The following is a 14,916-nucleotide window of genomic DNA, read 5'->3' on the forward strand; positions in this document are numbered from 1 at the left end:
TCGATGTTGACGGCGACGGTGACGGCAACCTGGAGAGACGACCGCGCCCTCCGGCGACCGAGGCATCGATGGATGGCGCTATCCGAGGTAGGGGGTGTCAGCATCGACGAAAGTGATCGAATACCAGGCCGACCGAGGCAACTTGGCCCAACAGCCCGAACACCTCCGAAAGCCCAGCAACGACGAGCAGGCTCCACCACCGGCCAAGCGCCCCCGCGGTAGCCGCAACCGCGCACCAAAGCAGTAAGCCAGCCGGACCAAGGTCCTGGGCCAAGATCCGACTGGCTCAAAACTTGCTCTACAGGATCAAGTGCGCCACGAGGCGCCGTCTTACCGGATAGGGGTGAAAGACCATCTATCTCCTGGTCATCGTAGTGGCTGGGTGAAGCTGGCGGCAGCCCTGCTCACGGGACGGTGGGCGGGGTGGGAGCAGCCGCGACAAACCCGGGGCGGTCTGGCACTACCGGACGGGCCGGGTTCGGGGAGCGAGACGGGAAGGCATACGCGAGGAACCGGCGTTTGAGGCCTCTTCATGTATGACCAGCTCCAACCCGGTGGATGTGGGCTGGGAGGCGGTGCGCACCCCACTGTCAGTGGTGGGGGAACTTCCGGGCGGTTCTTGATTGCTGGCCTGGGATGTCACGGTGAAGGTCTACGGCGTAGCCGTGACGATGCCGCAGGGGTACAGCCGGGTGCCTAACCCGTCGACCGGAGGACGGTGAACGTGGGAACCAGCCACGTCGCGATCCACGAGGCCTGCCCGGCCAGGGCGGGTGGAGGGGATAGGCGCGTCGCCCGCTGAAGGGCGTGGCTGGGGCGGAGCCGCCGTAGTACTGCGAGGTCGGGAAAGCCGGCTACATCGGGAAGGGCGGCAGTGTGTCAGACAGGGAGAAGCTGCAATGTCCGAAGACACGCCGGTGAATACCGGCGTCAGTTGGCCCGACGAGATGCTCGCCGGGGCGCTGGTACGGAAGATGCAGGTCAAACTGCACCGTTGGGCGGGAGACGATAGCTCCCGCCGGTTTCGTGATCTGTTCAACCTGGTGTGTGATCCGGCGTTCCTGGTCGTGGCTTGGCAACGGGTGGCCACGAACACCGGAGCGCGCACCGCCGGGGTCGACCGGGTGACGGTGTCCTACATCGTCAATCGGGTCGGCGTGCACCCGTTCCTGGCCCACGTCCGCGACCTGCTCAAAAGCGGGCAGTTCCGGCCGGTGCCGGTGCGGCAGGTGATGATCCCCAAAGCGTCCGGCAAGCTGCGGAAGTTGGGCATCCCCACCGTCACCGACCGGGTGGTCCAGGCGGCGTTGAAACTTGTCCTCGAACCGATCTTCGAGGTGGACTTCCTGCCCTGCTCCTACGGCTTCCGGCCGGGACGGCGGGCACACGATGCCATCGCGGAGATCCACGCGTTCACCTCCCGTCCTCGTGACTACGAGTGGGTCGTGGAGGCCGACATCGCCGCGTGTTTCGACGAGATCGACCACGTGGCGGTGATGGACCGCGTGCGAGGCCGGATCGCGGACAAGAAGGTGCTGGCCATGGTGAAGGCCTTCCTCAAGGCCGGAGTCATGACCACCACCGGCGACCGGGAAGATACCTGGCGGGGCACACCCCAAGGCGGGATCTTGTCACCGCTGCTGGCCAACATCGCCTTATCCACGCTGGACGAGCACTTCAACCGGCAATGGAAATCCTTCGGCGACGGCAACCAGCGGGACCGGCGACGCAAACGCGGGCTGGCCACCTGGCGGCTCGTGCGCTACGCCGACGATTTCATCGTGCTCGTCAAAGGCCAGCAACACCACGCTGAGGCGCTGCTCGACGAAATCGCCCAGGTCGTCGCCCCACTCGGGCTACGCCTGGCCCCCGACAAGACCCGCGTGGTGCACATCGATCAAGGTTTCGACTTCCTCGGCCACACCATCGTGCGGCGCATCAAACGAGGAAGCCGCAAGACCTACGTGTTCACTTACCCATCCCGCAAGGCCATGCGAGGCGTGCGGGACCGAACACGCGCGTGCACCCAGAACAGGTCAGCCCTCTACCGCGAACTCGACGAGATTCTCATGACCCTCGGACGGTCGCTACGAGGCTGGGCCAACTACTTCCGCCACGGCTCGTCCAGCCGCCATTTCCAGCAGGTCGACTACCACGCATGGAAACGCATCTGCGCCTGGATCCGCCGCAAGCACCACCCCATCTCCTGGCGGGAGGTCCGCCGCCGGTTCACCCACGACGGACGCTACGCCCACAACGGGATCACCTTCTACGGCGCATCCAGCGTCAAGATCGAACGCTACCGCTACCGCGGCAGCAAGATCCCCACTCCCTGGACCATCACACCAACCACGACGGCGTGATCAACGGGCAAGACACACGGAGAGCCGTATGCGGGGACAACTCGCACGTACGGTTCGGGAGGGCGGCCAGCGGAAACGGACCACGAGCAATCGCGGCACCGCACCGCTGGCCGACCCCACGTGCGCCCGGCTACGCCGGACGCATGCGCACGCACTACAGCCGTTCCGGCCCGCGCGCACGCCCACCAACACCGGAACGCACGCAAGTCCACTTGGCTGGCCATCGACCACCTGAGGCCGTGACGATCGCAGTGCTGGCCGACCAGCGACGCACTTCCGGCGATTGACGCCGCGCCGCAAGCGGCACGGCACCGAGCAGAGCGGCTCCGCCGTCCGGATCTTCAGCATGAAATCGACATATGGAGATGTCGTACGCCCGTCTGACGGCAACCGTGACGGCAACCGGTGCAGACAAAAACGCCCTTGTATGGCCGCCCACTACGGTCCGTGACCGAAGCGGGCGGGCCTCAACAGGGATAGGGAAGGCTCGAAATTTTCACATGGGACGCAACATGTCGGGCGTCAGGTCTCTACCCGACACAACTTGACCATAATTGGTGTCGACGGTCAACGAACGCCATTGTGCGATTGAATAAACCAGTGCAACAACGAGATCAGGCGCGCGGTAGTCGACGCTAAAAATGGCGCTCGGCAATTTCGGAATTCGAGCTTCCAGCCAATCTTCAAAAATGCCGTCGACCTCAGGATCGGACACCTCTACTACGTAGCAGTATTCGTCGCCGCGTTGAAGCGTCAGGACAGCACCATTGACTGAGACGTCGCCGACCGGTTGCATGAACTCTGCCAGCATTCCCAGGTCAACTGTTCGGTCGTCGACAATCAGGACCACCGTCTCCGTCATGGTTTTGGCCCGACCCAAGCAATCAGATCGTCCATATTCCTGAAGACCGGAACGCCAAGGTTTTCAATCCCCTTCGCGACGCTACCCTTGAGATTCGGGCCGTAGATCGCGACGCGTCGCCCGCCTGCGCTCGGAAGAATTCGCTCTTCCATCTGGGCCACCTTACCCTTTCCACCGCCACATGCCACCTCGCACACAAAATCGTCGTCGTAGACGTCATGATCGGTCCATTGCGTCCCATCTGGACGACGAACATCGCCGCCAGTGCGCACATTCCGCTCAGGGTAGGCACTCTGAATCGCGTCCCGGACCTCTTCCTCCCCGCAGTTGTGTACGAGGACCGGCGTGTCGCCGGCGATCACATAGTACGTGTGGATGTCAGAGACGGTGAGGTCTCGCATCGTCTTATAGCCGCGGAAGTTGTGGACCTTGGCTACGGTCACCGGATCGCCCGAGCTGGTCTTCAGCCACTCTGTCGGCTGAAGGTCCGCCGCATCCACCCACTCGTTGCGGCTTTCACTCCAGAACGGGTGGTGTTGGGTGGTCTTGAGGGTGACGAACTTGCCATCCTCGGTCCGGACGGAGAGATCCGTCAGAGCCTCGTCCTGGTTGACGTGCAGTGCCTCAACGGATTGAGCGGTTGTGGCACCCGTCTCGGGATCGTGAGCCAGAACCTTGTCGCCCTGCTTCACCTCACCGATCGGTCGGTTTGTACCGTCGGCCATCAGTACCGGGGTAGAAGGATCGAAGCTGTGCTTGCAACCCTCTCGCTGGGAGTTGGGCGGCGATCCGCCTCCCGCCCCCTCTGACTTCCCCTTGGTCTTCGAGACCGGACTCTTGTTTGGGGGCTCCGGCAGCTTCGGGTCTGGCAAAGTGTCCCCGCCGCGCGCATGCGTCGCACTGGCCGCATCGTCGGCCACCTTTGCAGCGTCGTCCGTCTTGGCGACCTTGTGCGAAGGCGCTTTTCCCATCACCTTTTGGACGACTGCTTCGCAGACGGCCTTGAGCTTGCAGGCCTTCCCGAAGACCGGGACGGACTGCGCGGCGTTGATGTAGTCCTTCTCGTTGACGTACAGGATGAAGTTGGCGGTGTCGCAAACGGGACCGAGGACAGTCCAGCCGCAGCCGTCCAGGATCATGTGTGCCCGCTCGGACCTGGTTCGCCACGGCGTTTTGCCGCCGGATCCGCCGTCACTCTCGCCCTCGCCGAGGCCGTGGGTGCCCTCGGTGAGGTTCTGGCAGGCGTAACCCTTCACACCCGCCGCCGTGCAGCCCGGCAGCAGCGCCCCCATGCCGTCCGCCGGGTTCGGGTCGTCGTACTCCTCGATGATCTCGCCGCTGGGGTCGCTGAAGGTCACCGGGTTGTTGTGCGCGTACGCGTACGCGTGCAACTGCTGTGGGTTGCCCGGGTCGCTGATCGGGTCCACCGAGATGAACCGGCCGATCTTCGGGTCGTACTCCCGGGCGCCCAGGTGGGTCAGGCCGGTCGGGTCCTGGTAGCCCCCGAGGAAACCCTGCCTGTTGACCCAGTTGACGTGCTCACCCCGTGGCGCCCCGAACGGGTCCTGCCGCCGCTGGGTGATCGTCTGGTTGGCGTCGGTACCGACACTGACCTGGGCGGTGCCCTGATGATCGCTCGCCAGCCAGGTGACCCCGGTCACCGTTCGTTGCGCGACGGTCTCGTCGTTGAACGAGTAGTACCGGGTGGCGTCCAGCGAACCAGTGGTGGCGTTGCGCCGCACCTCGCTGGAGCCGAGGAACAGGGTGCTACCGGTGGGGTCGTTGGCGATCAGCCGACTGCCGTCGGCCGCGTAGACGTAGGAGTTCGTGCCAGCGCTGTCGGTCAGCGTCGCCAGGTGCCCTTCCACGTCCCAGGTCATGATCTGCTGGCCGGAATTTCCCGGCCGGCTGATCATGTTGCCCGCGGTGTCGTAGTCGTAGCTGCCGATGGTGGTGCCGGCGTCGTCGGTCCGACTCCAGCCCTTCACCCCGTGCGGCAGGTTGACACCCGGCTCGTTGTGCTCGTATGAGGTGGTGACCGTGCCGGTCGGCGTGCCGTACTCCGTCATGCCGAGTCGGTTGCCGACGCGGCCCTTCGGGTCGTCAGCCGCGCCGAAAGACCACTCCTGCCAGTACGGTGCCGGCCCACCCAGCTGCGACGCCGGGGTCGGATCGGAGGCGCAGTCCGCGGAGGACGGAGTCCACGCCTTCGTGAGGCGTCGCTGATGGTCGTACCGGAAGCACTGGGTGTCCCGCGGCCGGCTGCCCGGGTTGTCGTCGATCATGCGGAGGTTGCCGCTCGCGTCATAGTCGTAGGACGCGATGCTGACGTACCCCGGTGCAGTGGAACGGAAGATGACGCTGCTGGCGACCCGGCCGGTGGCGGCGTCGTAGTCCTGCTTCGACTGAAGGAACGGCGCGCCCACCAGCGCGCTGGCTCGTACCGTGCTGCTCAGCTCGAACAGCGAGGTGTAGTTCGACTGGACGACGTAGTGGGTAAGGTCCCCGTAGTTCGTCCTGAGGATGTTCGGCATCGAGTTCGCCGTGTCGTACTCATACGACAACACCTCCTGGTTGAGGCCACCCGCCGCCGGCAGGGTGACGGTGCTTGGCGCGCCGTTGGCCTTGTAGGTGCTCTTCGAGGTGAAGCTGCAGGTCGTCGCCGTTGCTCCGCAGAAGCTGACCTGGGACGCGGGCAGCGTCAGCTTCGTCTGGGTCGGTCGATACTGGGCGTCGACCGAGACGACCTCGTCGCGGTACTCGTCGGTGCCGATCCAGCGGGAAGCTGACTTCGTCACGCCCTTGACCGGCAAGTCGTAGGCGTACTCGACCCGCTTCGGTCCGGTGAGGCTGCCCTCCGTCACGGTCTGTAGGCGTCCGAGGCGGTCGTAACCGTAGTAGAGATCCGGGGTGTCGGCCCGGGAGTCGACCGCCTTCTGCAACTGCCAGTTCCAGTTGTACGAGAACTGCGCGTCGCCCTTGTCCGGGTCGCTCACGCCAACCAGACGGCCCTGCAGGTCGTAGTCGTAGGACCAGGTGTTGCCCGACGGGTCGGTGACGGACGCCAGTTCCCCGGACGGGTGATAGGTGTACCGCGTCTCGTCGTAGGCGCCGGTGGCGGTACGGCCGTGGTACTGCCAGAGCTTCTCCGTCCGCCCCCGTGCGTCCTGCCACGCGGCGCTCGCGGCCTCGCCCTCGTCGGGCAGGACCGTGACGTGGTCACCGTGGTACTCGGTCGTGGTCCTCGTCTTCTCGACCTGCGTGCTGTTCTGGGAGCCGAACAGAATGCTGGTGGTCGGTCGCCCCGCGCCGTCGAACAGCACCTGGGTCTGGCTCGGCACGTCCTGGTCGTAGCCGTAGAAGAGCTTCGAGGTGTCGACCGGATCCTTGTTCCAGTAGGCCGAGTTCGTCTTGTAGGTCCGGCCCGCCGCGTCGTAGAACGTGTCGGTCAGGATGCGGCCGCTGTTGTACCCCGGCTCCTGGGTCTGCCGCGGGCGCCCGAGGGCATCGATCAGCAGGTGGGAGGTGTTGTAGCCGCCATTGGCGTTAAGCGTGTTCGTCGTGACCGACGAGGGCGCCAACTTGGACAGGTTGTAGGCATAGCTGACCGACGGGCTGTTCAGGTAGCTGGCCTTGGGACGGCCCGGCAGCCAGACAGCCATCGTGCGCCCGATCGCATCGTAGCTGTACTCGGTGTAGCGGTCGTTCTGGTCGGTGGCTTTGAGTGGAAGTCCGAGCGCCGGGTCGAGTTCGACGGTGTTGGTCCAGAGCAGCGGGTTGGTGGTCACCACCTTGGTGACCGGCCCGCCGTTCGCCGGGGTGTAGTCCGTCTTGGTCGTCTCGCCCGCGATGTCGGTCGAGGTCTTGATCCGGCCGGCACCGTCGTAGATTCCGGTCGAGGTGAGCTGGTAGCTACGAGCGTTGCCGTCGAAGTCGAGGATCGTTTCGGTCGCCGTGACGAGTCCCGCTGTCGGCGCGGTCCCATAGGCCTGTGAGTCGAACGAGAACCTCGTATCGCCGGTGATCTGCGACTTGCTGCTGGGAGCGGTGGCGCAGTTGCCCGCCCAGCCATGCGTCCGTTTAACCGGTGTGAGCAGCCAGTTCTCGTTCGTCGTGTTGCGGGCGTACTCCGTCTTCAGACACCGCTCATCATTGGTCTTGCCGCTGTCCCCCTCGTCGTCAACGCTGGTCGGCATCCCGTAGTTGTCGTAGGAGGTCACGGTGGCGGTCCGGCGGATGCCGGTGTCCGTGGTGGTGCGGGTGCGGGCGGTCCTGACGCGCGAGTACCGGGCCTCGGCGACCGGGGTTCCCGCGCGGGTCGCGGTCGGCGGGTCGGAACGCCACATCTCGTTCAGCGAAGCGGAGATGATGGTGGATCCCAGCCACACCAATTGCTCGCGCGGCATCCCGGCGTAGTGGTCGTAGTCGTTGGTCGCGCCGCCCTCACTACCCTGCACGGTCGTGGTACGGGTCCCGCCTGCGGCGAGCTTGTCGCCGTACATCCCTCGGAAGTAGAGCGTCTCGGTCTTGGTCCTGGCGGCACCCTCACCGACGTAGGTGATGACCGTCGGGTAACCCCGCCATTGCGACCACGTCCTCCGGTTCGCCGGGACGAGCCCGTTGTCCTCGTCGTGGTGCCACAACGGCTGGTTACCGGTGTTGCCGTACTCGTACGCCGTGCGCACCGGTCGCGACCCACCGGTGTGGTCGATCTGCTGGACCTCGGTCACCACGTACTTGTGGAAGTAGTCGGTGATCGGATCGGTGTAGGCGGGGGGCGCCCACTTGACCGGGTAACAGCGCAACGTGTTGCTGTCAAGCGCGCTCGCGGACGGCATCGTGCCACCCACGGCACACTGCCGCGGGCTGTAGGTCACAAAGATCTCGCCGCCGGTCTCGAGCTTGATGGACTTGACCCTCCACCAGTTCATCGCCAGCGCCCAGTCGGCGCCCGACGCGTCGACCCGGTTCTGCATCTGGATGCCGGAGAAGATGACCTCAGGGCTGGTGACCGCGGTGCCGTTGAGGCCGCGGTGGGTGATCCCCTCCAACCAGAGTCCGGCACGGGTGCCGTCACCCGGATCAGGGAAGCTGTGCCGCAGCGTCCAGGAGTCCACCGGCTGGTAGGACGAGGTCGCCGCCTTCCAGACCTTGGTGGTGATCACCGTAGTGCGCTTGCCCGACCAGAAGGTGGGCGAACCGTACCGGCACGGGTTGGTGGTAGCCAGGCACTCCTGGTCCCAGGGGGTGTCCGGCCAGGTGGTGGAGTTCTTGGTGGTGCAGTTGGACAGGCAGCGGTCGGAGTTGGTGAACTCCACCCGGGCAGGGACGTCCTCGACGTACGGACTGGTCGCCGCATACTCGTTGTTGTCCCGGTTGTCGGTGCCGTAGTCGATCCGCGTCAGGTGGCCGGCGCGGTCGTAGACCTTCGGCGCCGTCGTCACGTTGTTCTGGGCGTAGTAGTTCGTCTCCTTCGCCCACCACAGCGACATCGTGTTGCCGTGGACGTCCTCGACGTAGTCCAGGTTCCAGCGCCAGGCCTGTCGCTTGCCCTGGCACTCTGAGGCCGCGAAGGTGGAGGCGTTGCACGGCTCGCCCGGGTTGTTGCCATACACCGGAACGGTCAGCACCGAGTTGGTGACCGGGCGATTGGTCGACCAGCCAGGCAGCTGGTGCCGGCCGAACCAGTACCGGGTGCCATCGGCGGTGGTGACCTTCCAGTACTCGTTGTCGTTGTCGCCGTTCGAGTAGTTCGGTGTCGTCAGCAGCTCGATCTTCGAGCCGTTCTCCGTGCGCGGGTGCCACTTACCGTCGCTGCCCTTGAGCAGCTCCATCGAGCTGCCGCCGAGCGAGAGCACAGCGTTCCCCGACCCCCAGCACAGGTCACCCGTCTTGACGGTGTTGTTAGCCGTGCCGCCCATGTCGTCGGCGCACGGCTTGTACTGCCGTTCGATGAAGCCCGGCGAGTAGTCGAAGCCCTCCCCGATCGGACCCGGCTGGTTGTTGGTGGCCGCGTGCCGCCCGTCCACCGACTGGGAGGCGTAGCCGAGACCGAGCGACGGCGAGGGACCACCCGGGCCCGGCGGCGTCCGCATCGGGTACGACCACTGGAAGCCGCCGCTCGATCCGCCGTGACTCCACGACGAGGAGGGGGCGAGACTGGATGCGCCGAGGTTGCCGGCGCCACTGGTGGCGCCGGCGGCCAACGCGACCATGGTGCCCGCCGATGCGGCCGTCGCGGGCACGCCGAGTCGCTTCGCCTCGCTCCCCGACAGCTCCGATCGAACCGCCGAGACCGTGACCGGGGCGGCGACCGTCCGGGTCCGCACGTTGTTGTGCGACTCGAGCGGCTCGACGCTACAGCTTGGAGCGGCGGGCGAGGTCAGGGCACACTCGGGCACCCGCACCAGTCGCAGTCGGGAGGCCCAGTCGGCCCCATAGGCGTAGGCGAAGGAGCTGTAGTCGACAGCCACCTCGAGCTGGCCCGAAGAGGTCACGCCGTCGACGCGGCCCACGCGCACCAACAGGCCGCCCCGGAAACCAGCCGCTTCGGCCTTCGCCTGCGGAAGCGCCTCGACGCGTACCTTGCGCGGGACTGACGCCGAGCGGGCCGCGACGCCCGTCCCCATCGCCCGGACCGTCACGGGCAACGAGCCGGCCCGGACAGCTGGCGGCGCCACGGCACGCGCTGGCGCGGTGGTCGGCAGGCTGACCTCGGAGACGCCGGCCAGGGGCCACGTGGGGGCGGGGCGACGGACCTTCGCCGCCGCCTCCTCGGCGTCCGGTACCGGCTGGGTGGTCCTGGCCGGCTGGACGGGCACGGACTCGTAGCGCTGCGCCGGCAACGGCTTGGCCACTTCGGCCTGCTCGGCGCGGGCGGGCGTCTGACCGACGAGCGTGGCCGCCAGCACGGCGACCAGGCCGGCAGCCGCGGTCCCTCGAAGACTGCGCACTCCGGCGACGACCAGCCTGCGCCACCCTCGGCGGTCAGACCGGTCGGATCTGGTGGGTTTCATCGTTTCCTTCCACTAAGAGGGGATCCAGCTCGACCGGCTGCGGATGCCGACGCGCGCTAGAGGCCGGCGCTCGCGCCGGTATTTCGGAATCCCGTACGGATGTGTTGTCGCCAGTCAGCCCGCATCAGCCGGTCAGGCCTCACGGTGGCGACGCATGCGGTGGTCCGGTTGGAGCACCGGAGCCGGTGCTCCAACCGGACGGACACTCGGGGCTGCTACACCCCGTAGACCTCACTCATCAAGGCGGTGACGGCATCGTCCGGCAGGGCGCCCTGGATGACCTGAACCGCGTCGACGGCTCCGTTGAAGTTGTCACCGCTGTCGGACGAACCAACCCTCAGCCCTCCCCAGGTGGGGATGGTCGATGGAATGCCTGCCTTCGATCCGGCCGGCTGCCCATTGACGAACAGCTTCAGGGTCCGCGTGACCGCGTCGTAGGTCGCGGCGAGATGTACCCAGGTGTTCAGAGCCGGTATCCCGCTCCACTTCACCGTGGTGTAGCTGACATAGGGATCCGGCATGTCGTTGTCCGGCACGACGATCGCCCAGCTCGCGGGAGAGTTGTTCTGCCGTTGGAGGTAGAAGGCACAGCGCCACGTCCCGCACTGCGACAGGACGGTGTGGTACGTGGTGAAGGCCGACGGCTTCACCAACGCCGCAACCGTCCAAGAGCCGTTGGTGTTCAGGACGGCCTGGTCAGTGGTGGCCGTGCCATTCGCACCGTCGAGACACAGCGCGGCAGAGTAGTCCATGTCGTTCTCGCAGATTGTGGCCGACGGGGCGTCGGTCAGGGTCAACGGCCGCCCGAACCCTGAGCCGTCACTGGCCTGCACCGGCGCCTCGCCGTCGTTGTCGTCCAAGTACCAGTGGCCCACCGACACCGGCTTCACCAGCGGCAGGAGATCTCTCTCCACGTTGAGCGTCCGGTCCCAGAGCCGGACGTCGTCGATCGCCCCTTGGAGGTAGTTCTGTTCCGTGTCGTTGTAGCGCACCCGGCCGATCTGCATAATGCCGGTGGCGTTCCACAGGGAGCTCAGTGGCTGGCGCGCCTGGAACGTGCCGTCCACATAGATGCGGATCTCCTTGAGACCGGCGTCGTAGACGCCTGCGACATGCTGCCAGACACCCACCGCCGCGTTTTGGCTCGACGCGACCGAGGTGCGGGTATGAGTGAGGCTGTCCGCGGAGAAGGTGTGGAAGTACCACTTCCCGCCCTTGTCCCGTTGCAGTTGCCACGCGCCGTTGTGGGTTCCGCCAGCGGCCACGGCGGAGGCGAAGGTGTCCGTGGCATCAACCCGGACCCAGGCCGCCACGCTGAAGCTGCGCGAGGAGTCGATCGGGACACCGGTGCTGGTGGCCCCCCAGCCCCCCGAGATGTTGAAGTCGATCGCCGTCTCCGGAGTGCCGTTGCGCGTGCCCCGGTACCAGCTGTCGGATCGCTGGATCGAGTACCTTGAAGGGGTGGTCAGGGTGATGTCCGGCCCACCGGCCGGAGTAGTGACCAAGGGGCCACCCGTCTCGTTCATCGCCCAGACGGCCTTGGGTAGGGAGAGGAAGCTGACCGCGAAGTCGTAGTTGTAGGGATCGGACTGGTTGCCGGAGGAGTCGCGACTGATGACGGTGAGCGTGTTGTCCCCGTCAGTCATGGGGGTGACCCAGACCGTGACGGAACCGCCGAGGGTCGTCGGCTTCGCGGTCAACAGCGGCCCGTCCCCGACCTGGTAGGTGTAGTCGTAGACGTCCGGCTGGCCGTTGGCGGAGAAGGTGAACCGCCCCGAGTAGCCCGGCGAGCCCTTGGCCTCCTGGTTGGTGCCGAGCGGCGGCGACTCGGGATACATCTGATCGGCCGTCACCACCATTGGCTGCTTCCGTGGGCCGACCATGTCGATGACGAACTCACAGAACGGCGACAGGACGGACACACCCCCGAGGGTGTCCTTGGTCTGCACCTGCCACCGGTATACCTCGCCGCTGACCGCCTTGGCCTGTAGTCGCACCTCGGCCTTGGCACCAGGGGCGACACCCGAGTCCGTCCTCGGCCAACCGGTGACCGGCGTCCATGTCGAGTTCACCAGCTTCTGCAGAGTGAAGACGCCGGACAGGCTGCCACCGTTGGTGCCGTCAGGATCGGTCAGCGTCGCCTTCAGATAGGGAAGGTCTCCACGGACCGCGGGACGGGACGCTCCGGAGACACACGCAAGAGCGGGGGCCGTGTAGTCGGCGTGTGTAGTCATCTGGGCGGCGGTCGGGGCGTTGGGGTTGGTGTTGTACTCCACCGAGAGCTTGGTCTTGGCCGGGTCGAACTTCTTCCACCAGTTCCCGGTGGACTCCGACGACCCGTCCGACTGCCTGGTGGACAGGGCGAGGGTGTAGTTGTCCTGACCGCGAGCGGAGCTGATGTCGCTCGTGAGCTTCGAGTTCACGAACTCCATCGGCACGTTGGGCTGAGGATCGTTGGGGCAACCCCCGATCCCCGGCTTGTGTGCGTGCCCTGACCGCTCGTCCAGCCACAACTCGAGGTTGGGTCCGTCCCAGCTCTGCTTGCCCGCAGTGCCCAGATCGGCCGACCGCCAGAGGTTGACCGGAGTGCTGTCGCAATCCCAGGAGTGGATCAGCTCGGCCAGAAACTTCACGGAGCGGATGTTCTTGTTAGCCAGCGTCTTGAGGTTGAACCGGAAGAAGGACCGGTAGACCCCGGAGCCGGCGGGGTCCAGACCGACCCGGGCGATACCGTCGTCACGGGTGGCATTGGTCTGACCGGCGTAACCCCACATCGACTTCTCGAGCGTGGTCCATGGATCGATCACCACCGGATAGACCGTCTTGCGGCCGCGCAGCAGTGACAGGTCGGGCCGGATGATCAGGTCGTCACCCTGGACGCCCGTGGCGAGTTCCGCCTTGCGTCCCCTGTCCGGCACCGTCCGGACGAGATCGTGCCTCTCCCGCTGCGAGAGCGCCGCAAGACCCTTGTTCTTGGCTGATGGAGCGACGGGGGTGAGACCGGACGAGTCCCACATCACGGCGTTGCCCCCGGAGAGGACCACCTTGCCAGCACTGTCGAGGGCGTCGAATCCACCGCCGGCATGCGAACGCTTCGTCAGACCGACGGCGTCCAGGCGGAACCGCAACTCCTCGAGAGCCGGGTTCGCTGCCGCAGCGGCCGACTTCACGACGAGCACCCAGGTGAACCCGTCGACCAAGGCCCGCAAGCGCAGGTCGACGTCGGGCAGGACCGCCTCATAGACCGCGGTGTCACCCTCCAACCGTGGTTCAGGGAGAGTCCCAGGCCAGGAGAGGGTGAATTCACCTCCACCGACGGGCAGACGTACGGCCGGAACGGTGCCGCCGGTCGAGAACGCGACGTCCGTCAGGGTCGCCACGGGAGCGACGCGCCCGTCGCCACCGCGAACCAGCCGCGTATCGATGGGCTGCCAGCCCGCGCCGTCATCCTTTTTCGTCCAGCGTGGAGTTGAGTACGACTCCAGGACGAGCGTCCCCTTCGGGGTTGCCAGAACCCGGCTGGTCTCCGATTTCAGGCTCGTGACCTCGACCGTCGTACCACGTCCCTTTGCCGCCATCAAGGCCTCGGCTTCCGACAGTCCCTCCGGCCGGGCACTACTCAGGGGGACCGTGGGCGGCGACTCGGCATCGGAGGGGGGCGCAAGGGCGCTGGCGACGACGAGCGCCATCACGAGAGCGGAGCCACCTGCGCGCCATCGAAAGGGGGCTGTCCACGAAAGACGACCCACTTGTACCTCCTTGAAGGGTTCTGTTGGAATGGCCCATGACGTGCCGAACTGCTCCGTGAGACCGGAGTCGTAATTCGCAACTCTGCCTCGGCCTTTTCTGACCGAGACAGAGCGCGTGCAATTCCGATGTTTCGGATGCATTTGCTTCGACCGCTTTAGGAATGAATCAAGCGGAGCCCGACGTTCCGAAGGGGAATAAGAGGACACCGAGCCCGCCCACGTGCGCCACAGCCGCAGGAAGCGCCGGAAGATGCCAAAAGATCTCCGACACGGCCGGCCGACCATCGATCGAAGGCATGCCGTCGCCGTAGTGGCGAACCGGGCCATGACCCGGGCGCCGACCATCGTCAGCCGTTACTGCCTGCACCTAGGAACCGACTGCGCGATGCCGGCCACCACTAGACCCCACTAGACCGGCTTCGAAAATTACCGATCGACCCGCGACGGCCAACGCCGCCCTCCCCCCGCTCGAAAGTGGCATAAAGGTAGAGAGTCGACACACGTGGTGTCAACACACGCACTGAAGGTCACGGTGCGTATGGGTTGCAAAAGTCGATCATCAGGCCAGACGGGGAAGTAGCTACTCAACGCAACCAAGCCCAACCGGGTTCTCACACCGCCACCCTCGCGGGCGGCTGCGGCAACTCCGGCACGGATCAGCTGGGGGCGACAGCGCCGGACGAATTGAAACGACGAGTCTCCCAGGAAATCGAGAACCGGAATTTCCACCGAAGGACACCGCGAGGATCCGAGATTCATTGGGTTGCGGAAATTGGATGGAGGCTTCCTGCGGATTCGATACCCGTCAGCGGCACCGACCGCGCCGGTCGGCGGCAGCCCACTTCTCGTCCTGTCTTCCGAAGCCTCCAGTCGAGCAGCAGAACCGGAAGCACTCGGGTGCCAGTCAACAGCTCCCATTCGCGCCT

The 14,916-nt window shown here is 65.8% G+C and carries 4 protein-coding genes and 1 pseudogene; 2 read left to right on the top strand and 3 right to left on the bottom strand.

Annotation, left to right across the window (positions count from 1 at the left end; genetic code table 11):
- Positions 1–109: 109 nt before the first annotated feature.
- Both ABZ807_RS02455 and ltrA read left to right on the top strand, forming a co-directional pair.
- Positions 110–247: pseudogene (locus ABZ807_RS02455) on the top strand (GntR family transcriptional regulator); the annotation flags it as partial.
- Between the two features lie 652 nt (positions 248–899).
- Positions 900–2,363 carry a group II intron reverse transcriptase/maturase gene (gene ltrA / locus ABZ807_RS02460; protein WP_357151721.1) on the top strand — a complete coding sequence of 488 codons (1,464 nt, stop codon included), beginning with the start codon at positions 900–902 and terminating at the stop codon, positions 2,361–2,363.
- A 496-nt stretch (positions 2,364–2,859) separates the two neighbouring features.
- Here ltrA and ABZ807_RS02465 read toward each other — a convergent pair whose 3' ends face one another.
- The 3 genes from ABZ807_RS02465 to ABZ807_RS02475 all read right to left on the bottom strand — a co-directional run bounded on the left by ABZ807_RS02465 (position 2,860) and on the right by ABZ807_RS02475 (position 13,930).
- Positions 2,860–3,225, bottom strand: a complete 366-nt coding sequence (locus ABZ807_RS02465; RefSeq protein ID WP_357151723.1) for a hypothetical protein — start codon at positions 3,223–3,225, stop codon at positions 2,860–2,862.
- Entirely contained in the window at positions 3,222–10,178 is a 6,957-nt protein-coding gene (locus tag ABZ807_RS02470) for an RHS repeat-associated core domain-containing protein (protein WP_357151725.1), read from the bottom strand. The genes ABZ807_RS02465 and ABZ807_RS02470 overlap by 4 nt, the downstream gene beginning before the upstream one ends.
- A 278-nt stretch (positions 10,179–10,456) precedes the next feature.
- The gene (locus ABZ807_RS02475; protein ID WP_357151727.1) at positions 10,457–13,930 is read right to left on the bottom strand and encodes a LamG domain-containing protein; all 3,474 of its coding nucleotides are present in this window, start codon (positions 13,928–13,930) and stop codon (positions 10,457–10,459) included.
- Positions 13,931–14,916 lie beyond the last annotated feature (986 nt).

Origin of the sequence: Micromonospora sp. NPDC047548, assembly GCF_040642975.1 — a bacterium.
Lineage (GTDB): Bacteria > Actinomycetota > Actinomycetes > Mycobacteriales > Micromonosporaceae > Micromonospora.

Coding starts and splice junctions, on each gene's coding strand:
- ltrA (WP_357151721.1), top strand. CDS start 900: ATGTCCGAAGACACGCCGGTGAATACCGGCGTCAGTTGGCCCGACGAG.
- ABZ807_RS02465 (WP_357151723.1), bottom strand. CDS start 3,225: ATGACGGAGACGGTGGTCCTGATTGTCGACGACCGAACAGTTGACCTG.
- ABZ807_RS02475 (WP_357151727.1), bottom strand. CDS start 13,930: ATGGCGCTCGTCGTCGCCAGCGCCCTTGCGCCCCCCTCCGATGCCGAG.